At 53.7% G+C, this 25,503-nt stretch carries 6 protein-coding genes and 6 pseudogenes; all 12 read left to right on the top strand.

Going from position 1 to position 25,503, the window contains the following annotated elements; all coding sequences use genetic code 11:
- Nucleotides 1-87 precede the first annotated feature (87 nt).
- A complete protein-coding gene (locus D3H35_RS03215; protein ID WP_158593925.1) occupies nucleotides 88-402 on the top strand; it encodes a hypothetical protein in 315 nt (104 codons plus the stop codon).
- Nucleotides 403-1,670: 1,268 nt separating this feature from the next.
- Nucleotides 1,671-2,327: an AMP-binding protein gene (locus D3H35_RS03210; RefSeq protein ID WP_119147748.1), complete on the top strand. Its 657-nt coding sequence runs from the start codon at nucleotides 1,671-1,673 to the stop codon at nucleotides 2,325-2,327.
- Nucleotides 2,324-2,518: an AMP-binding protein gene (locus D3H35_RS34595; protein ID WP_158593924.1), complete on the top strand. Its 195-nt coding sequence runs from the start codon at nucleotides 2,324-2,326 to the stop codon at nucleotides 2,516-2,518. Before D3H35_RS03210 ends, D3H35_RS34595 begins: the two co-directional genes overlap by 4 nt.
- Nucleotides 2,485-3,942 (top strand): annotated as a pseudogene (locus D3H35_RS31955) (AMP-binding protein); the annotation flags it as partial. The gene D3H35_RS34595 and the pseudogene D3H35_RS31955, both read left to right, overlap by 34 nt.
- A 98-nt stretch (nucleotides 3,943-4,040) precedes the next feature.
- Nucleotides 4,041-9,830 (top strand): annotated as a pseudogene (locus D3H35_RS35340) (non-ribosomal peptide synthetase).
- A 50-nt stretch (nucleotides 9,831-9,880) separates the two neighbouring features.
- Nucleotides 9,881-16,697 (top strand): annotated as a pseudogene (locus D3H35_RS35335) (non-ribosomal peptide synthetase); the annotation flags it as partial.
- Nucleotides 16,698-16,739: 42 nt separating this feature from the next.
- Nucleotides 16,740-18,863 (top strand): condensation domain-containing protein, encoded by a 2,124-nt coding sequence (locus D3H35_RS03175; protein WP_158593922.1) that lies wholly within the window; start codon nucleotides 16,740-16,742, stop codon nucleotides 18,861-18,863.
- Between the two features lie 34 nt (nucleotides 18,864-18,897).
- Nucleotides 18,898-21,966, top strand: a pseudogene (locus tag D3H35_RS03170) (non-ribosomal peptide synthetase); the annotation flags it as partial.
- 6 nt (nucleotides 21,967-21,972) lie between these two features.
- Nucleotides 21,973-23,384: pseudogene (locus tag D3H35_RS35330) on the top strand (condensation domain-containing protein).
- 29 nt (nucleotides 23,385-23,413) lie between these two features.
- Nucleotides 23,414-24,297, top strand: a pseudogene (locus D3H35_RS03160) (AMP-binding protein); the annotation flags it as partial.
- Nucleotides 24,298-24,319: 22 nt separating this feature from the next.
- Nucleotides 24,320-24,736 (top strand): AMP-binding enzyme, encoded by a 417-nt coding sequence (locus D3H35_RS31195; RefSeq protein WP_119147737.1) that lies wholly within the window; start codon nucleotides 24,320-24,322, stop codon nucleotides 24,734-24,736.
- A gap of 28 nt (nucleotides 24,737-24,764) precedes the next feature.
- Nucleotides 24,765-25,503, top strand: a 739-nt coding sequence (locus D3H35_RS03145) for a condensation domain-containing protein (protein WP_233567729.1), incomplete at its 3' end; no start/stop codon positions are given.

The following is a 25,503-nucleotide window of genomic DNA, read 5'->3' as shown; positions in this document are numbered from 1 at the left end:
GATGGAACAAAGTCGGGAGCTATCGTACCAAATCAAGACGGTAAAAGAACACCTGCGCCGAGTCCCGAATAAAGGGATCGGATACGGTTGTTAAAGTACGGGAAGGCAGCTGCTGAAGGGCGGACATGGAAGCTGAAGCCGGAGGTCAGTTTCAACTACCTGGGACAATTTGACCAGGACGTGGAAACGGGACTTTTTGCGGGATCGAGGTACGGCGCGGGCAGCTCGGTCAGTCCGAACGGCGAAAGAACGTCGACGCTGTCGATCAACGGAATGGTCCTGGGCGGGCACCTGCAGCTTACGATCGATTACAACGGGAAAGGCTATGAAGCGGATACGATTGAAAGCTGGCAGCCGGGTACAAGCGTCATCTGGAAGCCATCATCGAGCATTGCGCAATAGAAGAGAGACGGAAAAACGCAAGCGATTTATTGTTCAACGAACTGTCCATCGAAGCGCTGGATCAAATCCACGAGGCATTCATGCATGTGGGCAAGTAGACACGTCTATCCATTAGCCCTTTACAGCAGGGGATGCTGTTCCACCATGTATTCGATCCCGGCTCACACGATGCTTATTTTGACAGACAGCTTTAAGATCGATGGCTATTTCGATGTCGGATTGTTTGAAAAAAGCCATAAATACGGTTGATTGACGCCTATGACATCTTCCGACCTGTAACTAGGAGCGCCTATCTCCCTATGGAGAAGCAACAATTGTTGCACGATGGTGTTAAGGGAGCGCCCGCAGTCAAATCCAATCTGAAACCTCGCGAGTTACGGTATCGAGGAACCAAACGGCGTGATTCGAACAATTCAAGCAAAAGACAAGGGCGCAAGGATTCGATCTGAGCGAAGCTCCTTAATGCGTGCTGCTTGTATTCCGCAAAGGAACCGCGGCTACACGATGGTATTGAGCTTTCACCATATTGCTGATGGGTAAGGCTGGTGTTCTTCGGTCGTGAGCCAAAGAACTGTTGCATTTATCAATCGCTGCGAGAGCCAAAACCGCATGGCTTGGGCCTGTTTACACCGATACACGTCAGTATATTAAGTGGCCTGGGAAAACAAGATGTGCGCGCTTCACAATTACTGGAACCGGGTATTTGGAAGGTATGAGCTTCCGTCACATTTGCCGACCTTGGGCAACCAGCAAAAGCGAAGCCTACATGCTGGAGAAGATGTCCTGACTCTGCGAAGAAGACTGCACCAGAAGATTGACCGACAGCGAACGAGCATCAGGAAACTGAACACGTGCCTGCAAACGATATGGGAAACTGCTGCAAACATTACAATGGCGGGACGATTGCGGTATTCGGCTCGTCGTATCGGGCCGTCCTTCCGAGATTGCGGGCATGAGCAAATTATCGGTTGTTTAGCAACACGATACCCTTCGTATTAAAAGGCCAAGACCGGCATGTCTTTTTCGACCTGTGAAGCAAGTCCAGCTGTTATCGCTTTCGTTCGGCGCAGTATGACTATATCCGCTTTTACGAAATTCAGGCGACACTCTCCGCTGAAGCAAGGATTGTCAATCATGTCATTGCTTGTTCGAGATTACCCGATTCGAAGAAGCCATCGAACAATCGAGCGGACCAAAGCATCGGGTTTGCGATTAGCAAACGTAGAGACGTTGAAAACCAACCAACTATGACTTAGAAGTATCCTGATTTGCCTGGCAAGAAAATGACGATCGAATTCAGCTACAATGCGGCTCGAATCGATCGAGGAATGGTAGCGAGAATACGGGGGCACTTGCAAGAGGTAGTCGCCCAGCTCGTGGAAACCCCGCATGTACACATCGATCAGTTGGAAATCGTGACGGAAGAAGAGAAGCGTCAGCTTCTGTATGAGTTCAACGACACGAAGGCGTCGTATCCGGCGGATCAAACGATTCACGGGCTGTTTGAAGAACAGGTAAAGAAGACACCGGATCATACGGCTGTCGTATTGGAGTCGGAGTCGCTAACGTATGCGGAATTGAACGGACGAGCGAATCAACTGGCGAGAGTGCTGAGGGGCAAGGGCGTTGGAGCGGATCGGATCGTGGGGATCCTGGCGGAGCGGTCGCTGGAGATGATCGTGGGGATCCTGGGGATCCTGAAAGCCGGAGGGGCGTACCTGCCGATCGATCCGGACTATCCGGCGGAGCGAATCGGGTACATGCTGGAGGACAGCGGAGCGGATATTCTGCTGACGCAGAAACGGCTGGAAGCGCAGACGATGGGATTCGCGGGAGAAGTGCTGCATGTCGATGACGAGCGGTTGTACGCCCTGGATGATACCATCTTGAGCATACGGGCAGTTCCAAAGATCTGGCGTATGTGATCTATACTTCGGGCTCCACCGGGAAGCCGAAGGGCGTCATGATCGAGCATGACAATGTCGTAAGATTATTCTTTAACGACAGAACTCCATTTCAGTTCTCCTACAAAGATACTTGGACGTTGTTTCATTCCTTCTGTTTTGATTTTCTGTTTGGGAAATGTATGGTGCCATTCTGTATGGCGGGAAATTGATTGTTGTTCCCAAAGAGGTCAGCAAAAATCCTAGGGAATTTCTGACGTTATTAAGAACGGAAAAGGTAACGGTATTAAATCAAACGCCAACCTATTTTTATCAGTTGGTTGAAGAAGATCGGCTTCAGGCAGAGCCTCTGTTGCTTCGGATGGTTATTTTTGGGGGGGAAGCGCTGAAGCCATCGTTACTCGAGAATTGGAAGTCGAAGTATCCGAACGTAGAGCTTATTAATATGTACGGCATCACAGAAACAACGGTCCATGTCACCTATAAACAAATAAAACAGACGGAGATTGAAGGGCACATAAGCAATGTGGGTCAGCCTCTTCCCACTTTGCACACTTATATATTGGGTTCGGATCATAAATTGCGGCCCGTTGGAGTGCCCGGAGAATTGTGCATCTCGGGAGCTGGCTTGGCACGGGGATATTTGAATCAACCGGAGCTCACCGCGGAGAAATTCGTAGCCAACCCGTTCGCACCTGGCGAGCGGATGTACCGGACGGGAGACCTGGCGCGCTGGCTGCCGGACGGGAATATCGAATACTTGGGACGGATCGACGAGCAAGTGAAAGTCCGCGGCCACCGCATCGAATTGGGCGAAGTGGAATCGGCGCTTCGGTCACACGAATCGGTTAAGGAAGCAACGGTCATCGCGCGTAAGGATGAAGAAGGAAGCGCGTATTTATGCGCCTATTTCGTCGCGAACGGCAATCTTGGCGCAGCGGAACTGAGGAAGCGTTTGTCGGAAATGTTGCCCCAGTACATGATCCCGTCGTTCTTCGTGCGGGTAGAGCAGATGCCGCTGACGCCCAACGGAAAGCTGGACCGGAAGGCATTGCCGTCGCCAGAAGGAACGCTCGAGAGGGGCACGGTGTACGAGGCGCCAAGAAATGCGCTGGAAGAAACCCTCGCGAATATTTGGCAAGGGGTGTTGGGCGTCTCGGCCATCGGGATCGCGGATAACTTCTTTGAACTGGGCGGACATTCTCTCAAAGCGACGACGCTGGTTAGCCGCATCCACAAGGAATTGAACGTCCAGGTCCCGTTGCGCGAAGTGTTCCAGTCGCCGACGATCAAGGAATTGGCGCAGGCGATTCGGGGAATGGAGGCGCATGCTTACGCTTCGATAGAACCGGCTCCGCTGCGCGAGTATTACCCGGTGTCTTCCGCGCAGAAGCGGATGTATATCCTAAGCCAATTGCAAGGCGCGGACGAAAGCTACAATATGCCCGGCGCGGTGATGATGGAGGGCAAAGTGGACCGGGAACGGTTCGAGCGTGCCTTCCGGCAGCTGATTGCGCGCCACGAGGCGTTGCGCACATCCTTTGAATGGGTAGAGGGCGAGCCCGCGCAGCGGATTCACCTGGAAGTGGATTTCGAGATCAGCTATAAGAAAGCAGAGGAAGGCGGGCTGCGGCAGATCGCCGAGTTTATCCGCGCGTTCGATCTGGGGCAGGCGCCCTGCTGCGGGTGGGGCTGCTGGAGTTGGAGCCGGAGCGCCAGGTGTTGCTGTACGATATGCACCATATTATTTCCGACGGGGTGTCCATGGACATTCTCGTACGGGAGTTTGTCGGGCTGTATGGGGGTCAAACGCTGCCTGCCCCGCGGCTGCAATACAAAGATTATGCGGTATGGCAGCAGGCGTTCATGCAGAGCGAAGCGATGAAACGGCAGGAGACGTATTGGCTGGAGACGTTCTCGGGGGAACTGCCGGTATTGGAGATGCCGACGGATTATCCGAGACCGGCGGTTCAAAGCTTCAAAGGGGATCAAATCCAATTTGTGCTGGACGGGGAGCTGTCGGCAGGATTAAACCGAATCGCGGCGGAAACGGGAACGACCCTGTATATGGTATTGCTTGCGGGTTACAGCGCCTTGCTCTCCAAATACACGGGGCAGGAAGACATCGTGGTAGGCACGCCGATTGCAGGGCGTCCGCATGCGGACGTCGAGAACATCATCGGCATGTTTGTCAATACGCTGGCGATGCGATCGAGGCCGGCAGGGGAGAAAACATTTACGGCGTATTTGCAGGAAGTGAAAGAGGTAGCGCTGCAAGCGTATGAACATCAAGAGTATCCGTTCGAAGAACTGGTAGAGAAATTGAACGTAAGGAGGGACCTGAGCCGCAATCCGATATTTGACACGATGTTTTCCTTGCAAAACATGAGCGAGGAAGAGACGGAGATCGAGGAGATGCGGTTCTCCCCATACGGGTTCGAACATTCGGCATCCAAATTCGATATGAGCTTGACCGCGGTGGAAACGGGGCGCGAAATCGGACTGAGCCTGTCGTATTGTACGGCGATATATACGAAGGAAACGGCAGAACGGCTGGGGCGGCATTATGTTGCGTTATTGCGCGACATCAGCAGTCAGACGGCGAAACAGCTGAAGGCCATCGAACTGCTTAGCGCGGAAGAGAAGCGTCAGCTTCTGCATGCGTTCAACGACACGAAGGCGTCGTATCCGGCGGATCAAACGATTCAGGGGCTGTTTGAAGAACAGGTAAAGAAGACACCGGATCATACGGCTGTCGTATTGGAGTCGGAGTCGCTGACGTATGCGGAATTGAACGGACGAGCGAATCAACTGGCGAGAGTGCTGAGGGGCAAGGGCGTTGGCGCGGATCGGATCGTGGGGATCCTGGCGGAGCGGTCGCTGGAGATGATCGTGGGGATCCTGGGGATCCTGAAAGCCGGAGGGGCGTACCTGCCGATCGATCCGGACTATCCGGCGGAGCGAATCGGGTACATGCTGGAGGACAGCGGAGCGGATATCCTGCTGACGCAGAAACGGCTGCAAGGGCAGACGATGGGATTCGCGGGAGAAGTGCTGCATGTCGATGACGAGCGGTTGTACGCCCTGGATAACACCGATCTCGATCATACCGGCAGCTCCAAAGATCTGGCGTATGTGATCTATACTTCGGGCTCCACCGGGAAGCCGAAGGGCGTCATGATCGAGCAAGACGGAGTAATCAATGCGCTGCTTTGGCGCAAACAAGCGTATGGATTTAACGAAACGCATAGCGTTCTGCAATTGTTTTCCTATTCATTCGATGGATTTGTGACCAGCTTTTTCACGCCTATCCTGTCTGGTGCGAGAGCCATCCTGTTGCAAGACACAAGAAACCCGTATGCGATCGTGAAAGCGATCGCCACTTCAAAAGTAAGTCATTTCATTTGCGTACCTTCTTTGTTTCAGGCGATACAAGAATATTTATCGCACAGATGCTGAGCATTTGCAAGTTATCACGCTAGCCGGAGAAAAGCAGATTCTGGAGTTATCGAGAAAACGGTTGGCAGGTACGGACATATTGAATTCGTGAATGAATACGGTCCTACCGAGAACAGCGTGGTAACGTCCTATTTGAGGCATGTAGAGCGTGCATTGAAACTTACGATCGGCAGCCCGATTGCGAACACGAAAGTGCATATCGTGGATGCCGGCGGACGGTTATTGCAACCGATCGGAGTACCGGGAGAGCTATGCATCTCGGGAGCTGGCTTGGCGCGTGGATATTTGAATCAACCGGAGCTCACCGCGGAGAAATTCGTAGCCAACCCGTTCGCACCTGGCGAGCGGATGTACCGGACGGGAGACCTGGCGCGCTGGCTGCCGGACGGGAACATCGAATACTTGGGACGGATCGACGAGCAAGTGAAAGTCCGCGGCCACCGCATCGAATTGGGCGAAGTGGAATCGGCGCTTCGGTCACACGAATCGGTTAAGGAAGCAACGGTCATCGCGCGTAAGGATGAAGAAGGAAGCGCGTATTTATGCGCCTATTTCGTCGCGAACGGCAATCTTGGCGCAGCGGAACTGAGGAAGCATCTGTTGGAAATGCTGCCCCAATACATGATCCCGTCGTTCTTCGTGCGGGTAGAGCAGATGCCGCTGACGCCCAACGGGAAGCTGGACCGGAAGGCATTGCCGTCGCCAGAAGGAACGCTCGAGAGGGGCACGGTGTACGAGGCGCCAAGAAATGCGCTGGAAGAAACCCTCGCGAATATTTGGCAAGGGGTGTTGGGCGTCTCGGCCATCGGGATCACGGATAACTTCTTTGAACTGGGCGGACATTCTCTCAAAGCGACGACGCTGGTTAGCCGCATCCACAAGGAATTGAACGTTCAGGTCCCGTTGCGCGAAGTGTTCCAGTCGCCGACGATCAAGGAATTGGCGCAGGCGATTCGGGGAATGGAGGCGCATGCTTACGCTTCGATAGAACCGGCTCCGCTGCGCGAGTATTACCCGGTGTCTTCCGCGCAGAAGCGGATGTACATCCTAAGCCAATTGCAAGGCGCGGAGCAAAGCTACAATATGCCCGGCGCGGTGATGATGGAGGGCAAGGTGGACCGGGAACGGTTCGAGCGTGCCTTCCGGCAGCTGATCGCGCGCCACGAGGCGTTGCGCACATCCTTTGAATGGGTGGAGGGCGAGCCCGCGCAGCGGATTCACCTGGAAGTGGATTTCGAGATCAGCTATAAGAAAGCAGAGGAAGACGGGCTGCGGCAGATCGCCGAGTTTATCCGCGCATTCGATCTGGGGCAGGCGCCCCTGCTGCGGGTGGGGCTGCTGGAGTTGGAGCCGGAGCGCCAGGTGTTGCTGTACGATATGCACCATATTATTTCCGACGGGGTGTCCATGGACATTCTCGTACGGGAGTTTGTCGGGCTGTATGGGGGTCAAACGCTGCCTGCCCCGCGGCTGCAATACAAAGATTATGCGGTATGGCAGCAGGCGTTCATGCAGAGCGAAGCGATGAAACGGCAGGAGACGTATTGGCTGGAGACGTTCTCGGGGAACTGCCGGTATTGGAGATGCCGACGGATTATCCGAGACCGGCGGTTCAAAGCTTCAAAGGGGATCAAATCCAATTTGTGCTGGACGGGGAGCTGTCGGCAGGATTAAACCGAATCGCGGCGGAAACGGGAACGACCCTGTATATGGTATTGCTTGCGGGTTACAGCGCCTTGCTCTCCAAATACACGGGGCAGGAAGACATCGTGGTAGGCACGCCGATTGCAGGGCGTCCGCATGCGGACGTCGAGAACATCATCGGCATGTTTGTCAATACGCTGGCGATGCGATCGAGGCCGGCAGGGGAGAAAACATTTACGGCGTATTTGCAGGAAGTGAAAGAGGTAGCGCTGCAAGCGTATGAACATCAAGAGTATCCGTTCGAAGAACTGGTAGAGAAATTGAACGTAAGGAGGGACCTGAGCCGCAATCCGATATTTGACACGATGTTTTCCTTGCAAAACATGAGCGAGGAAGAGACGGAGATCGAGGAGATGCGGTTCTCCCCATACGGGTTCGAACATTCGGCATCCAAATTCGATATGAGCTTGACCGCGGTGGAAACGGGGCGCGAAATCGGACTGAGCCTGTCGTATTGTACGGCGATATATACGAAGGAAACGGCAGAACGTCTGGGGCGGCATTATGTTGCGTTATTGCGCGACATCAGCAGTCAGACGGAGAAACAGCTGAAGGACCTCGAACTGCTTAGCGCGGAAGAGAAGCGTCAGCTTCTGCATGCGTTCAACGACACGAAGGCGTCGTATCCGGCGGATCAAACGATTCACGGGCTGTTTGAAGAACAGGTAAAGAAGACACCGGATCATACGGCTGTCGTATTGGAGTCGGAGTCGCTGACGTATGCGGAATTGAACGGACGAGCGAATCAACTGGCGAGAGTGCTGAGGGGCAAGGGCGTTGGAGCGGATCGGATCGTAGGGATCCTGGCGGAGCGGTCGCTGGAGATGATCGTGGGGATCCTGGGGATCCTGAAAGCCGGAGGGGCGTACCTGCCGATCGATCCGGACTATCCGGCGGAGCGAATCGGGTACATGCTGGAGGACAGCGGAGCGGATATTCTGCTGACGCAGAAACGGCTGGAAGCGCAGACGATGGGATTCGCGGGAGAAGTGCTGCATGTCGATGACGAGCGGTTGTACGCTGGAGATAACACCGATCTCGATCATACCGGCAGTTCCAAAGATCTGGCGTATGTGATCTATACTTCGGGCTCCACAGGAAGGCCGAAGGGCGTTATCGTGGAACACCGGTCTCTAGTTAACCTCTGTGAGTGGCATCGAAATGAATTTAAGATCACAGCTTCAGATCGAAGCACCCAGTATGCGCCGAGTGTATTCGACGCTTCGGTGTGGGAGTTATTTCCTTATTTGATTTCAGGTTCAGAGGTACACCTGCTTGATGATGTAATACGATTGGATGTAAACGAGCTCAACCGGTACTATCACGAGAACGACATCACAATCACTTGGATGCCGCCTCAAGTTTATGAGCAGTTTGCTGCGCTGGAGAACCGCTCCTTACGTATTTTGCTTACGGGCGCAGATAAGGTCAAAGGCTACCAGCTGAATAACTACGAAGTAAGGAATACCTACGGTCCGACGGAAAGCACAGTGATCTGTACCCATTATGCGATCAGTCATAATGCCGCTAATATTCCGATCGGCACCCCGATTGCGAACACGAAAGTGCATATCGTGGATGCCGGCGGACGGTTATTGCAACCGATCGGAATACCGGGAGAACTGTGCATCGCGGGAGCCGGCTTGGCACGGGGATATTTGAATCAACCGGAGCTCACCGCGGAGAAATTCGTGGCCAACCCGTTCGCACCTGGCGAGCGGATGTACCGGACGGGAGACCTGGCGCGCTGGCTGCCGGACGGGAACATCGAATACTTGGGACGGATCGACGAGCAAGTGAAAATCCGCGGCCACCGCATTGAATTGGGCGAAGTGGAATCGGCGCTTCGGTCACACGAATCGGTCAAGGAAGCAACGGTCATCGCGCGTAAGGATGAAGAAGGAAGCGCGTATTTATGCGCCTATTTCGTCGCGAACGGCAATCTTGGCGCAGCGGAACTGAGGAAGCGTTTGTCGGAAATGCTGCCCCAATACATGATCCCGTCGTTCTTCGTGCGGGTAGAGCAGATGCCGCTGACGCCCAACGGGAAGCTGGACCGGAAGGCATTGCCGTCGCCAGAAGGAACGCTCGAGAGGGGCACGGTGTACGAGGCGCCAAGAAATGCGCTGGAAGAAACCCTCGCGAATATTTGGCAAGGGGTGTTGGGCGTCTCGGCCATCGGGATCACGGATAACTTCTTTGAACTGGGCGGACATTCTCTCAAAGCGACGACGCTGGTTAGCCGCATCCACAAGGAATTGAACGTCCAGGTCCCGTTGCGCGAAGTGTTCCAGTCGCCGACGATCAAGGAATTGGCGCAGGCGATTCGGGGAATGGAGGCGCATGCTTACGCTTCGATAGAACCGGCTCCGCTGCGCGAGTATTACCCGGTGTCTTCCGCGCAGAAGCGGATGTACATCCTAAGCCAATTGCAAGGCGCGGACGAAAGCTACAATATGCCCGGCGCGGTGATGATGGAGGGCAAGGTGGACCGGGAACGGTTCGAGCGTGCCTTCCGTCAGCTGATCGCGCGCCACGAGGCGTTGCGCACATCCTTTGAATGGGTAGAGGGCGAGCCCGCGCAGCGGATTCACCCGGAAGTGGATTTCGAGATCAGCTATAAGAAAGCAGAGGAAGACGGGCTGCGGCAGATCGCCGAGTTTATCCGCGCATTCGATCTGGGGCAGGCGCCCCTGCTGCGGGTGGGGCTGCTGGAGTTGGAGCCGGAGCGCCATGTGTTGCTGTACGATATGCACCATATTATTTCCGATGGGGTGTCCATGGACATTCTCGTACGGGAGTTTGTCGGGCTGTATGAAGGTCAAACGCTGCCTGCCCCGCGGCTGCAATACAAAGATTATGCGGTATGGCAGCAGGCGTTCATGCAGAGCGAAGCGATGAAACGGCAGGAGACGTATTGGCTGGAAACGTTCTCGGGGGAACTGCCGGTATTGGAGATGCCGACGGATTATCCGAGACCGGCGGTTCAAAGCTTCAAAGGGGATCAAATCCAATTTGTGCTAGACGGGGAGCTGTCTGCGGGATTAAGCCGAATCGCGGCGGAAACGGGAACGACCCTGTATATGGTATTGCTTGCGGGTTACAGCGTCTTGCTCTCCAAATACACGGGGCAGGAAGACATCGTGGTAGGCACGCCGATTGCAGGGCGTCCGCATGCGGACGTCGAGAACATCATCGGCATGTTTGTCAATACGCTGGCGATGCGATCGAGGCCGGCAGGGGAGAAAACATTTACGGCGTATTTGCAGGAAGTGAAAGAGGTAGCGCTGCAAGCGTATGAACATCAAGAGTATCCGTTCGAAGAACTGGTAGAGAAATTGAACGTAAGGAGGGACCTGAGCCGCAATCCGATATTTGACACGATGTTTTCCTTGCAAAACATGAGCGAGGAAGAGACGGAGATCGAGGAGATGCGGTTCTCCCCATACGGGTTCGAACATTCGGCATCCAAATTCGATATGAGCTTGACCGCGGTGGAAACGGGGCGCGAAATCGGACTGAGCCTGTCGTATTGTACGGCGATATATACGAAGGAAACGGCAGAACGTCTGGGGCGGCATTATGTTGCGTTATTGCGCGACATCAGCAGTCAGACGGAGAAACAGCTGAAGGACATCGAACTGCTTAGCGCGGAAGAGAAGCGTCAGCTTCTGAATGAGTTCAACGACACGAAGGCGACGTATCCGGCGGATCAAACGATTCACGGGCTGTTTGAAGAACAGGTAAAGAAGACACCGGATCATACGGCTGTCGTATTGGAGTCGGAGTCGCTGACGTATGCGGAATTGAACGGACGAGCGAATCAACTGGCGAGAGTGCTGAGGGGCAAGGGCGTTGGAGCGGATCGGATCGTGGGGATCCTGGCGGAGCGGTCGCTGGAGATGATCGTGGGGATCCTGGGGATCCTGAAAGCCGGAGGGGCGTACCTGCCGATCGATCCGGACTATCCGGCGGAGCGAATCGGGTACATGCTGGAGGACAGCGGAGCGGATATTCTGCTGACGCAGAAGCGGCTGGAAGCGCAGACGATGGGATTCGCGGGAGAAGTGCTGCATGTCGATGACGAGCGGTTGTACGCCCTGGATGACACCGATCTCGCGCACACGGGCAGTTCCAAAGATCTGGCGTATGTGATCTATACTTCGGGCTCCACCGGGAAACCGAAGGGCGTCATGATCGAACATAAGAATGTAGTCAATGTCGTTTCTTGGTTTCATGCTCAATATGAATTGTCTCTCAACCCCAATATTGTGTTAATGACCGAATACACATTTGATCCTAGCGTAGAACAAATATTCGGCACCCTGCTCCATGGCGCTAAATTGCACTGCATTCGAAAAGAAACCCTGTTGAACAAATACAAGTTTGTTCAATACGTGAAAGAAAATCAAATTCATATCATTAATGGTACTCCGTCGCTATTGCATGAATTATTGGGCGATCAGCAAAAGATAGAGAGTTTAAGAGTACTCATTAGCGGTGGAGAGCGATTAGATGATCAACAAAAGGAGAAATTTCTGAAGCAAGGGTACGTTCTTCACAATCATTACGGTCCTACGGAAACCACCATTGATGTCATAGTTGGAGAATGTACGGAAAGCGAAAGAGTACGGTTAGGGAAACCCATTAAGAATACGAAAGTTTATATTTGCAACAATCAAGGGTTATTGCAACCGATCGGAGTACCGGGAGAACTGTGCATCTCGGGAGCTGGCTTGGCGCGTGGATATTTGAATCAACCGGAGCTCACAGCGGAGAAATTCGTGGCCAACCCGTTCGCGCCTGGCGAGCGGATGTACCGGACGGGAGACCTGGCGCGCTGGCTGCCAGACGGGAACATCGAATACTTGGGACGGATCGACGAGCAAGTGAAAATCCGCGGCCACCGCATTGAATTGGGCGAAGTGGAATCGGCGCTTCGGTCACACGAGTCGGTCAAGGAAGCAACGGTCATCGCGCGTAAGGATGAAGAAGGAAGCGCGTATTTATGCGCCTATTTCGTCGCGAACGGCAATCTTGGCGCAGCGGAACTGAGGAAGCATCTGTTGGAAATGCTGCCCCAATACATGATCCCGTCGTTCTTCGTGCGGGTAGAGCAGATGCCGCTGACGCCCAACGGGAAGCTGGACCGGAAGGCATTGCCGTCGCCAGAAGGAACGCTCGAGAGGGGCACGGTGTACGAGGCGCCAAGAAATGCGCTGGAAGAAACCCTCGCGAATATTTGGCAAGGGGTGTTGGGCGTCTCGGCCATCGGGATCGCGGATAACTTCTTTGAACTGGGCGGCGATTCGATCAAAGCCATCCAGATCTCCGCGCGCCTGCATGCCCATCACTTAAAGATGGAGATCAAAGACTTATTTCAGTATCCAACGATTGGGGAGCTGAGTTCTTGTCTCCGTCCTGTGGGAAGAACGATCGATCAGGGCTTGGTGGAAGGCGAAGTGGAACTCACGCCGATCCAGCGCTGGTTCTTCGAGCAAAACTTCACGGACAGGCAGCACTGTAATCAGGCTGTGATGCTGCACCGTAAAGACGGATTTGACGAGCGGATCGTTCGTGAGGTTCTCGCGAAATTGGCTGAGCATCATGACGGATTGCGAATGGTGTATCACCCGGGCAGCGAGGGATATACGCAGCGGAACCGGGGGATGGAGGGAGAAGTCTTCCACCTTGAGGTTCGCGATGTCACGGGGGATCAGCAGGCTGAAGAAGAAGTGATTCAAGCATGTGCCACCGAAATTCAAGCGAGCATGGATCTTGGCAAAGGCCCGCTGTTAAAAGCGGGATTATTCAAAACGGCCGAAGGAGATCATTTGCTGCTGGCCGTCCATCATCTGGTTGTGGACGGGATATCTTGGCGGATTGTGCTGGAAGATTTAAATACGGGTTATCGTCAGGCGATGAATGGGGAGGCGATCCGTTTTCCGGCGAAAACCGATTCCTACCAGGCGTGGGCGAAGGCGCTGCAAGGCTACGCCAACAGCGGGCAGGTGTTGGAAGAAGCCGAATATTGGCAAGCCGTTGAGCGCGTGGAAGTCAAGCCGCTTCGCAAGGATTCTGAAGTCGGAGCAGGCCTCATGAAAGACGGCCGGCATGTATCCTTGACCCTGACGGAAGAACAGACGGAAAAACTGCTGAAGCAGGTCAACAAGGCGTACAACACGGAAATTAACGATATTTTGTTAACGGCGTTGGGATTGGCGATCGGCGAATGGAATGACAGTAAGCAAGCGGCCATTGAGCTGGAGGGACATGGCCGGGAAGAGATCGGTCATGAAGTGGATATCAGCCGGACGGTGGGGTGGTTTACTACCCAATATCCCGTGATATTGGAGATGGAACAAAGTCGGGAGCTATCGTACCAAATCAAGACGGTAAAAGAACACCTGCGCCGAATCCCGAATAAAGGGATCGGATACGGGTTGTTAAAGTACGGGAAGGCAGCTGCTGAAGGGCGGACATGGAAGCTGAAGCCGGAGGTCAGTTTCAACTACCTGGGACAATTCGACCAGGACGTGGAAACGGGACTTTTTGCGGGATCGAGGTACGGCGCGGGCGGCTCGGTCAGTCCGAACGTCGAAAGAACGTCGACGCTGTCGATCAACGGAATGGTCCTGGGCGGGCACCTGCAGCTTGCGATCGATTACAACGGGAAAGCCTATGAAGCGGATACGATTGAAGAGCTGGCAGCCGGGTACAAGCGTCATCTGGAAACCATCATCGAGCATTGCGCAAATAGAAGAGAGACGGAAAAAACGCCAAGCGATTTATTGTTCAACGAACTGTCCATCGAAGCGCTGGATCAAATCCACGAGGCATTCATGCATGTGGGCAAAGTAGACAACATCTATCCATTGGCTCCTTTGCAACAGGGGATGCTGTTCCACCATGTATTCGATCCCGGCTCACATGCTTATTTTGAGCAGACAAGCTTTGAGATCGATGGCTATTTGGATGTCGGATTGTTTGAAAAAAGCATAAATACGTTGATTGAGCGCTATGACATCTTCCGGACCGTGTTTCACTATGGAGAAGGCAACAGATTGTTGCAGATGGTGTTAAGGGAGCGCCCGATTCAAATCCAGCTTGAAGACCTCGCGGAGTACGGCATCGAGGAACAAAACGGCGTGATCGAACAATTCAAGCAAAAGGACAAGGCGCAAGGATTCGATCTGAGCGAAGGTCCGTTAATGCGGCTGGCTTTATTCCGCAAAGGAACCGCGGGCTACACGATGGTATGGAGCTTTCACCATATTCTGATGGACGGCTGGTGTCTTTCGGTCGTAGCCAAAGAACTGTTTGCGATTTATCAATCGCTGCGAGAGCAAAAACCGCATGGCTTGGGTCCTGTTACACCGTACAGTCAGTATATTAAGTGGCTGGGAAAACAAGATCGTGCGGCGGCTTCGCAATACTGGGAAGGGTATTTGGAAGGGTATGAGCTTTCCGTCACGTTGCCGACCTTGGGCAACCAGCAAAGCGAAGCCTACATGCTGGAGAAGATGTCTCTGACTCTGGAAGAAGACTTGACCAGAAGATTGACGCGGACAGCGAACGAGCATCAGGTAACGGTAAACACGTGGCTGCAAACGATATGGGGAGTACTGCTGCAAACATACAATGGCGTGGACGATGCGTATTCGGCTCGGTCGTATCGGGCCGTCCTTCCGAGATTGCGGGCATTGAGCAAATGATCGGCTTGTTTATCAACACGATACCCGTTCGTATTCAAAGCAGGCCGGGCATGTCTTTTTCCGACCTTGTGAAGCAAGTCCAGCTGTCATCGCTTTCGTCGGCGCAGTACGACTATTATCCGCTTTACGAAATTCAGGCGAGCTCTCCGCTGGAGCAAGGATTGGTCAATCATGTCATGGTGTTCGAGAATTACCCGATCGAAGAAGCCATCGAACAATCGAGCGGACAAAGCATCGGGTTTGCGATTAGCAACGTAGAGGCGTTTGAACAAACCAACTATGACTTTAGTATCCTGATTTTGCCTGGCAAGAAAATGACGATCCAATTCAGCTACAATGCGGCGCGAATCGATCGCGGAATGGTAGCGAGAATACGCGGGCACTTGCAAGAGGTCATCGGCCAGGTCGTGGAAACCCCACATGTACACATCGATCAGTTGGAAATCGTGACGGAAGAAGAGAAGCGCCAGCTTCTGCATGAGTTCAACGACACGAAGGCGTCGTATCCGGCGGATCAAACGATTCACGGGCTGTTTGAAGAACAGGTAAAGAAGACACCGGATCATACGGCTGTCGTATTGGAGTCGGAGTCGCTAACGTATGCGGAATTGAACGGACGGGCGAATCAACTGGCGAGAGTGCTGAGAGGCAAGGGCGTTGGAGCGGATCGGATCGTGGGGATCCTGGCGGAGCGGTCGCTGGAGATGATCGTGGGGATCCTGGGGATCCTGAAAGCCGGAGGGGCGTACCTGCCGATCGATCCGGACTATCCGGCGGAGCGAATCGGGTACATGCTGGAGGACAGCGGAGCGGATATTCTACTGACGCAGAAGCGGCTGGAAGCGCAGACGATGGGATTCGCGGGAGAAGTGCTGCATGTCGATGACGAGCGGTTGTACGCCCTGGATGACACCAATCTTGAGCATACGGGCAGTTCCAAAGATCTGGCGTATGTGATCTATACTTCGGGCTCCACCGGGAAACCGAAAGGAAGTCTAACCATGCACCGAAGTGTAGTCAGGGTTGTCCGAGAAACCAACTATATTGATATCTCACGCAACGATATAATTCTTCAATTATCCAATTATGCATTTGATGGATCAGTATTTGATATTTATAGTTCGTTATTAAATGGTGCCCAGCTCGTTTTAACGGCTAAAACCAATATTTTAGATTTAGATAAATTAGCTGACGTAATTGAACGACACGGAATTTCAGTTATGTTTATTACGACTGCCTTATTCAATGTGCTTGTTGAGAATGAAAAGGACAATTTGCGTAATGTTCGGAAAATCTTTTTGGTGGAGAACGTGCGTCCGTTTCTCATGTAAAAAGCGCATTGCAGTATATGGGGAAAAATAAAATAATCCATGTTTACGGTCCGACTGAATCTACTGTTTTCGCGACGTATTATGAGGTCAATGAGGTCGCCGAAGAAGATGTGAATGTACCAATTGGACGCCCTATACGAAATACCATGCTTTATGTTTTAAATAAAACGAATAGATTGCAACCGATCGGAGTACCGGGAGAGCTATGCATCTCGGGAGCCGGCTTGGCACGTGGATACTTGAATCAACCGGAGCTCACCGCGGAGAAATTCGTGGCCAACCCGTTCGCGCCTGGCGAGCGGATGTACCGGACGGGAGACCTGGCGCGCTGGCTGCCGGACGGGAACATCGAATACTTGGGACGGATCGACGAGCAAGTGAAAATTCGCGGCCACCGCATTGAATTGGGCGAAGTGGAATCGGCGCTTCGATCACACGAATCGGTCAAGGAAGCAACGGTCATCGCGCGTAAGGATGAAGAAGGAAGCGCGTATTTATGCGCCTATTTCGTCGCGAACGGCAATCTTGGCGCAGCGGAACTGAGGAAGCGTTTGTCGGAAATGTTGCCCCAGTACATGATCCCGTCGTTCTTCGTGCGGGTAGAGCAGATGCCGCTGACGCCCAACGGGAAGCTGGACCGGAAGGCATTGCCGTCGCCAGAAGGAACGCTCGAGAGGGGCACGGTGTACGAGGCGCCAAGAAATGCGCTGGAAGAAACCCTCGCGAATATTTGGCAAGGGGTGTTGGGCGTCTCGGCCATCGGGATCGCGGATAACTTCTTTGAACTGGGCGGCGATTCGATCAAAGCCATCCAGATCTCCGCGCGCCTGCATGCCCATCACTTGAAGATGGAGATCAAAGACTTATTTCAGCATCCAACGATCGGGGAGCTGAGTTCTTGTCTCCGTCCTGTGGGAAGAACGATCGATCAGGGCTTGGTGGAAGGCGAAGTGGAACTCACGCCGATCCAGCGCTGGTTCTTCGAACAAAACTTCACGGACAGGCAGCACTGTAACCAGGCTGTGATGCTGCACCGTAAAGACGGATTTGACGAGCGGATCGTTCGTGAGGTTCTCGCGAAATTGGCTGAGCATCATGACGGATTGCGAATGGTGTATCACCCGGGCAGCGAGGGGTATACGCAGCGGAACCGGGGGATGGAGGGAGAAGTCTTCCACCTTGAGGTTCGCGATGTCACGGGGGATCAGCAGGCTGAAGAAGAAGTGATTCAAGCATGTGCCACCGAAATTCAAGCGAGCATGGATCTTGGCAAAGGCCCGCTGTTAAAAGCGGGATTATTCAAAACGGCCGAAGGAGATCATTTGCTGCTGGCCGTCCATCATCTGGTTGTGGACGGGATATCTTGGCGGATTGTGCTGGAAGATTTAAATACGGGTTATCGTCAGGCGATGAATGGGGAGGCGATCCGTTTTCCGACGAAAACCGATTCCTACCAGGCGTGGGCGAAGGCGCTGCAAGGCTACGCCAACAGCGGGCAGGTGTTGGAAGAAGCCGAATATTGGCAAGCCGTTGAGCGCGCGGAAGTCAAGCCGCTTCGCAAGGATTCTGAAGTCGGAGCAGGCCTCATGAAAGACGGCCGGCATGTATCCTTGACCCTGACGGAAGAACAGACGGAAAAACTGCTGAAGCAGGTCAACAAGGTGTACAACACGGAAATTAACGATATTTTGTTAACGGCGTTGGGATTGGCGATCGGCGAATGGAATGACAGTAAGCAAGCGGCCATTGAGCTGGAGGGACATGGCCGGGAAGAGATCGGTCATGAAGTGGATATCAGCCGGACGGTGGGGTGGTTTACCACCCAATATCCCGTGATATTGGAGATGGAACAAAGTCGGGAGCTATCGTACCAAATCAAGACGGTAAAAGAACACCTGCGCCGAGTCCCGAATAAAGGGATCGGATACGGGTTGTTAAAGTACGGGAAGGCAGCTGCTGAAGGTCGGACATGGAAGCTGAAGCCGGAGGTCAGTTTCAACTACCTGGGACAATTTGACCAGGACGTGGAAACGGGACTTTTTGCAGGATCGAGGTACGGCGCGGGCGGCTCGGTCAGTCCGAACGTCGAAAGAACGTCGACGCTGTCGATCAACGGAATGGTCCTGGGCGGGCACCTGCAGCTTACGATCGATTACAACGGGAAAGCCTATGAAGCGGATACGATTGAAAGCTGGCAGCCGGGTACAAGCGTCATCTGGAAGCCATCATCGAGCATTGTGCGGATAGAAGAGAGACGGAAAAAACGCCAAGCGATTTATTGTTCAACGAACTGTCCATCGAAGCGCTGGATCAAATCCACGAGGCATTCATGCATGTGGGCAAAGTAGACAACGTCTATCCATTAGCCCTTTACAGCAGGGGATGCTGTTCCACCATGTATTCGATCCCGGCTCACATGCTTATTTTGAGCAGACAAGCTTTGAGATCGATGGCTATTTGGATGTCGGATTGTTTGAAAAAAGCATAAATACGTTGATTGAGCGCTATGACATCTTCCGGACCGTGTTTCACTATGGAGAAGGCAACAGATTGTTGCAGATGGTGTTAAGGGAGCGCCCGATTCAAATCCAGCTTGAAGACCTCGCGGAGTACGGTATCGAGGAACAAAACGGCGTGATCGAACAATTCAAGCAAAAGGACAAGGCGCAAGGATTCGATCTGAGCGAAGGTCCGTTAATGCGGCTGGCTTTATTCCGCAAAGGAACCGCGGGCTACACGATGGTATGGAGCTTTCACCATATTCTGATGGACGGCTGGTGTCTTTCGGTCGTAGCCAAAGAACTGTTTGCGATTTATCAATCGCTGCGAGAGCAAAAACCGCATGGCTTGGGTCCTGTTACACCGTACAGTCAGTATATTAAGTGGCTGGGAAAACAAGATCGTGCGGCGGCTTCGCAATACTGGGAAGGGTATTTGGAAGGGTATGAGCTTTCCGTCACATTGCCGACCTTGGGCAACCAGCAAAGCGAAGCCTACATGCTGGAGAAGATGTCTCTGACTCTGGAAGAAGACTTGACCAGAAGATTGACGCGGACAGCGAACGAGCATCAGGTAACGGTGAACACGTGGCTGCAAACGATATGGGGAGTACTGCTGCAAACATACAATGGCGTGGACGATGCGGTATTCGGCTCGGTCGTATCGGGCCGTCCTTCCGAGATTGCGGGCATTGAGCAAATGATCGGCTTGTTTATCAACACGATACCCGTTCGTATTCAAAGCAGACCGGGCATGTCTTTTTCCGACCTTGTGAAGCAAGTCCAGCTGTTATCGCTTTCGTCGGCGCAGTATGACTATTATCCGCTTTACGAAATTCAGGCGAACTCTCCGCTGAAGCAAGGATTGGTCAATCATGTCATGGTGTTCGAGAATTACCCGATCGAAGAAGCCATCGAACAATCGAGCGGACAAAGCATCGGGTTTGCGATTAGCAACGTAGAGACGTTTGAACAAACCAACTATGACTTTAGTATCCTGATTTTGCCTGGCAAGAAAATGACGATCGAATTCAGCTACAATGCGGCTCGAATCGATCGAGGAATGGTAGCGAGAATACGGGGGCACTTGCAAGAGGTAGTCGCCCAGCTCGTGGAAACCCCGCATGTACACATCGATCAGTTGGAAATCGTGACGGAAGAAGAGAAGCGTCAGCTTCTGTATGAGTTCAACGACACGAAGGCGTCGTATCCGGCGGATCAAACGATTCACGGGCTGTTTGAAGAACAGGTAAAGAAGACACCGGATCATACGGCTGTCGTATTGGAGTCGGAGTCGCTAACGTATGCGGAATTGAACGGACGAGCGAATCAACTGGCGAGAGTGCTGAGGGGCAAGGGCGTTGGAGCGGATCGGATCGTGGGGATCCTGGCGGAGCGGTCGCTGGAGATGATCGTGGGGATCCTGGGGATCCTGAAAGCCGGAGGGGCGTACCTGCCGATCGATCCGGACTATCCGGCGGAGCGAATCGGGTACATGCTGGAGGACAGCGGAGCGGATATTCTGCTGACGCAGAAACGGCTGGAAGCGCAGACGATGGGATTCGCGGGAGAAGTGCTGCATGTCGATGACGAGCGGTTGTACGCCCTGGATGATACCAATCTTGAGCATACGGGCAGTTCCAAAGATCTGGCGTATGTGATCTATACTTCGGGCTCCACCGGGAAGCCGAAGGGCGTCATGATCGAGCATGACAATGTCGTAAGATTATTCTTTAACGACAGAACTCCATTTCAGTTCTCCTACAAAGATACTTGGACGTTGTTTCATTCCTTCTGTTTTGATTTTTCTGTTTGGGAAATGTATGGTGCCATTCTGTATGGCGGGAAATTGATTGTTGTTCCCAAAGAGGTCAGCAAAAATCCTAGGGAATTTCTGACGTTATTAAGAACGGAAAAGGTAACGGTATTAAATCAAACGCCAACCTATTTTTATCAGTTGGTTGAAGAAGATCGGCTTCAGGCAGAGCCTCTGTTGCTTCGGATGGTTATTTTTGGGGGGGAAGCGCTGAAGCCATCGTTACTCGAGAATTGGAAGTCGAAGTATCCGAACGTAGAGCTTATTAATATGTACGGCATCACAGAAACAACGGTCCATGTCACCTATAAACAAATAAAACAGACGGAGATTGAAGGGCACATAAGCAATGTGGGTCAGCCTCTTCCCACTTTGCACACTTATATATTGGGTTCGGATCATAAATTGCGGCCCGTTGGAGTGCCCGGAGAATTGTGCATCTCGGGAGCTGGCTTGGCACGGGGATATTTGAATCAACCGGAGCTCACCGCGGAGAAATTCGTAGCCAACCCGTTCGCACCTGGCGAGCGGATGTACCGGACGGGAGACCTGGCGCGCTGGCTGCCGGACGGGAATATCGAATACTTGGGACGGATCGACGAGCAAGTGAAAGTCCGCGGCCACCGCATCGAATTGGGCGAAGTGGAATCGGCGCTTCGGTCACACGAATCGGTTAAGGAAGCAACGGTCATCGCGCGTAAGGATGAAGAAGGAAGCGCGTATTTATGCGCCTATTTCGTCGCGAACGGCAATCTTGGCGCAGCGGAACTGAGGAAGCGTTTGTCGGAAATGTTGCCCCAGTACATGATCCCGTCGTTCTTCGTGCGGGTAGAGCAGATGCCGCTGACGCCCAACGGAAAGCTGGACCGGAAGGCATTGCCGTCGCCAGAAGGAACGCTCGAGAGGGGCACGGTGTACGAGGCGCCAAGAAATGCGCTGGAAGAAACCCTCGCGAATATTTGGCAAGGGGTGTTGGGCGTCTCGGCCATCGGGATCGCGGATAACTTCTTTGAACTGGGCGGACATTCTCTCAAAGCGACGACGCTGGTTAGCCGCATCCACAAGGAATTGAACGTCCAGGTCCCGTTGCGTGAAGTGTTCCAGTCGCCGACGATCAAGGAATTGGCGCAGGCGATTCGGGGAATGGAGGCGCATGCTTACGCTTCGATAGAACCGGCTCCGCTGCGCGAGTATTACCCGGTGTCTTCCGCGCAGAAGCGGATGTATATCCTAAGCCAATTGCAAGGCGCGGACGAAAGCTACAATATGCCCGGCGCGGTGATGATGGAGGGCAAAGTGGACCGGGAACGGTTCGAGCGTGCCTTCCGGCAGCTGATTGCGCGCCACGAGGCGTTGCGCACATCCTTTGAATGGGTAGAGGGCGAGCCCGCGCAGCGGATTCACCTGGAAGTGGATTTCGAGATCAGCTATAAGAAAGCAGAGGAAGGCGGGCTGCGGCAGATCGCCGAGTTTATCCGCGCGTTCGATCTGGGGCAGGCGCCCCTGCTGCGGGTGGGGCTGCTGGAGTTGGAGCCGGAGCGCCAGGTGTTGCTGTACGATATGCACCATATTATTTCCGACGGGGTGTCCATGGACATTCTCGTACGGGAGTTTGTCGGGCTGTATGGGGGTCAAACGCTGCCTGCCCGCGGCTGCAATACAAAGATTATGCGGTATGGCAGCAGGCGTTCATGCAGAGCGAAGCGATGAAACGGCAGGAGACGTATTGGCTGGAGACGTTCTCGGGGGAACTGCCGGTATTGGAGATGCCGACGGATTATCCGAGACCGGCGGTTCAAAGCTTCAAAGGGGATCAAATCCAATTTGTGCTGGACGGGGAGCTGTCGGCAGGATTAAACCGAATCGCGGCGGAAACGGGAACGACCCTGTATATGGTATTGCTTGCGGGTTACAGCGCCTTGCTCTCCAAATACACGGGGCAGGAAGACATCGTGGTAGGCACGCCGATTGCAGGGCGTCCGCATGCGGACGTCGAGAACATCATCGGCATGTTTGTCAATACGCTGGCGATGCGATCGAGGCCGGCAGGGGAGAAAACATTTACGGCGTATTTGCAGGAAGTGAAAGAGGTAGCGCTGCAAGCGTATGAACATCAAGAGTATCCGTTCGAAGAACTGGTAGAGAAATTGAACGTAAGGAGGGACCTGAGCCGCAATCCGATATTTGACACGATGTTTTCCTTGCAAAACATGAGCGAGGAAGAGACGGAGATCGAGGAGATGCGGTTCTCCCCATACGGGTTCGAACATTCGGCATCCAAATTCGATATGAGCTTGACCGCGGTGGAAACGGGGAGCGAAATCGGACTGAGCCTGTCGTATTGTACGGCGATATATACGAAGGAAACGGCAGAACGGCTGGGGCGGCATTATGTTGCGTTATTGCGCGACATCAGCAGTCAGACGGCGAAACAGCTGAAGGCCATCGAGCTGCTTAGCGCGGAAGAGAAGCGTCAGCTTCTGCATGCGTTCAACGACACGAAGGCGTCGTATCCGGCGGATCAAACGATTCAGGGCTGTTTGAAGAACAGGTAAAGAAGACACCGGATCATACGGCTGTCGTATTGGAGTCGGAGTCGCTGACGTATGCGGAATTGAACGGACGAGCGAATCAACTGGCGAGAGTGCTGAGGGGCAAGGGCGTTGGCGCGGATCGGATCGTGGGGATCCTGGCGGAGCGGTCGCTGGAGATGATCGTGGGGATCCTGGGGATCCTGAAAGCCGGAGGGGCGTACCTGCCGATCGATCCGGACTATCCGGCGGAGCGAATCGGGTACATGCTGGAGGACAGCGGAGCGGATATCCTGCTGACGCAGAAACGGCTGCAAGGGCAGACGATGGGATTCGCGGGAGAAGTGCTGCATGTCGATGACGAGCGGTTGTACGCCCTGGATAACACCGATCTCGATCATACCGGCAGCTCCAAAGATCTGGCGTATGTGATCTATACTTCGGGCTCCACCGGGAAGCCGAAGGGCGTCATGATCGAGCAAGACGGAGTAATCAATGCGCTGCTTTGGCGCAAACAAGCGTATGGATTTAACGAAACGCATAGCGTTCTGCAATTGTTTTCCTATTCATTCGATGGATTTGTGACCAGCTTTTTCACGCCTATCCTGTCTGGTGCGAGAGCCATCCTGTTGCAAGACACAAGAAACCCGTATGCGATCGTGAAAGCGATCGCCACTTCAAAAGTAAGTCATTTCATTTGCGTACCTTCTTTGTTTCAGGCGATACAAGAATATTTATCGCCACAAGATGCTGAGCATTTGCAAGTTATCACGCTAGCCGGAGAAAAAGCAGATTCTGGAGTTATCGAGAAACGGTTGGCAGGTACGGACATATTGAATTCGTGAATGAATACGGTCCTACCGAGAACAGCGTGGTAACGTCCTATTTGAGGCATGTAGAGCGTGCATTGAAACTTACGATCGGCAGCCCGATTGCGAACACGAAAGTGCATATCGTGGATGCGGCGGACGGTTATTGCAACGATCGGAGTACCGGGAGAGCTATGCATCTCGGGAGCTGGCTTGGCGCGTGGATATTTGAATCAACCGGAGCTCACCGCGGAGAAATTCGTAGCCAACCCGTTCGCACCTGGCGAGCGGATGTACCGGACGGGAGACCTGGCGCGCTGGCTGCCGGACGGGAACATCGAATACTTGGGACGGATCGACGAGCAAGTGAAAGTCCGCGGCCACCGCATCGAATTGGGCGAAGTGGAATCGGCGCTTCGGTCACACGAATCGGTTAAGGAAGCAACGGTCATCGCGCGTAAGGATGAAGAAGGAAGCGCGTATTTATGCGCCTATTTCGTCGCGAACGGCAATCTTGGCGCAGCGGAACTGAGGAAGCATCTGTTGGAAATGCTGCCCAACACATGATCCGTCGTTCTTCGTGCGGGTAGAGCAGATGCCGCTGACGCCCAACGGGAAGCTGGACCGGAAGGCATTGCCGTCGCCAGAAGGAACGCTCGAGAGGGGCACGGTGTACGAGGCGCCAAGAAATGCGCTGGAAGAAACCCTCGCGGATATTTGGCAAGGGGTGTTGGGCGTCTCGGCCATCGGGATCACGGACAACTTCTTTGAACTGGGCGGACATTCTCTCAAAGCGACGACGCTGGTTACCCGCATCCACAAGGAATTGAACGTTCAGGTCCCGTTGCGCGAAGTGTTCCAGTCGCCGACGATCAAGGAATTGGCGCAGGCGATTCGGGGAATGGAGGCGCATGCTTACGCTTCGATAGAACCGACTCCGCTGCGCGAGTATTACCCGGTGTCTTCCGCGCAGAAGCGGATGTACATCCTAAGCCAATTGCAAGGCGCGGAGCAAAGCTACAATATGCCCGGCGCGGTGATGATGGAGGGCAAGGTGGACCGGGAACGGTTCGAGCGTGCCTTCCGGCAGCTGATCGCGCGCCACGAGGCGTTGCGCACATCCTTTGAATGGGTGGAGGGCGAGCCCGCGCAGCGGATTCACCTGGAAGTGGATTTCGAGATCAGCTATAAGAAAGCAGAGGAAGACGGGCTGCGGCAGATCGCCGAGTTTATCCGCGCATTCGATCTGGGACAGGCGCCCCTGCTGCGGGTGGGGCTGCTGGAGTTGGAGCCGGAGCGCCAGGTGTTGCTGTACGATATGCACCATATTATTT

Source organism: Cohnella faecalis (genome assembly GCF_003570905.1).
GTDB classification, from domain to species: domain Bacteria; phylum Bacillota; class Bacilli; order Paenibacillales; family Paenibacillaceae; genus Cohnella; species Cohnella faecalis.
Note: the sequence above shows the minus strand (reverse complement) of the source record. Positions and strands in the feature narration are given on the sequence as shown.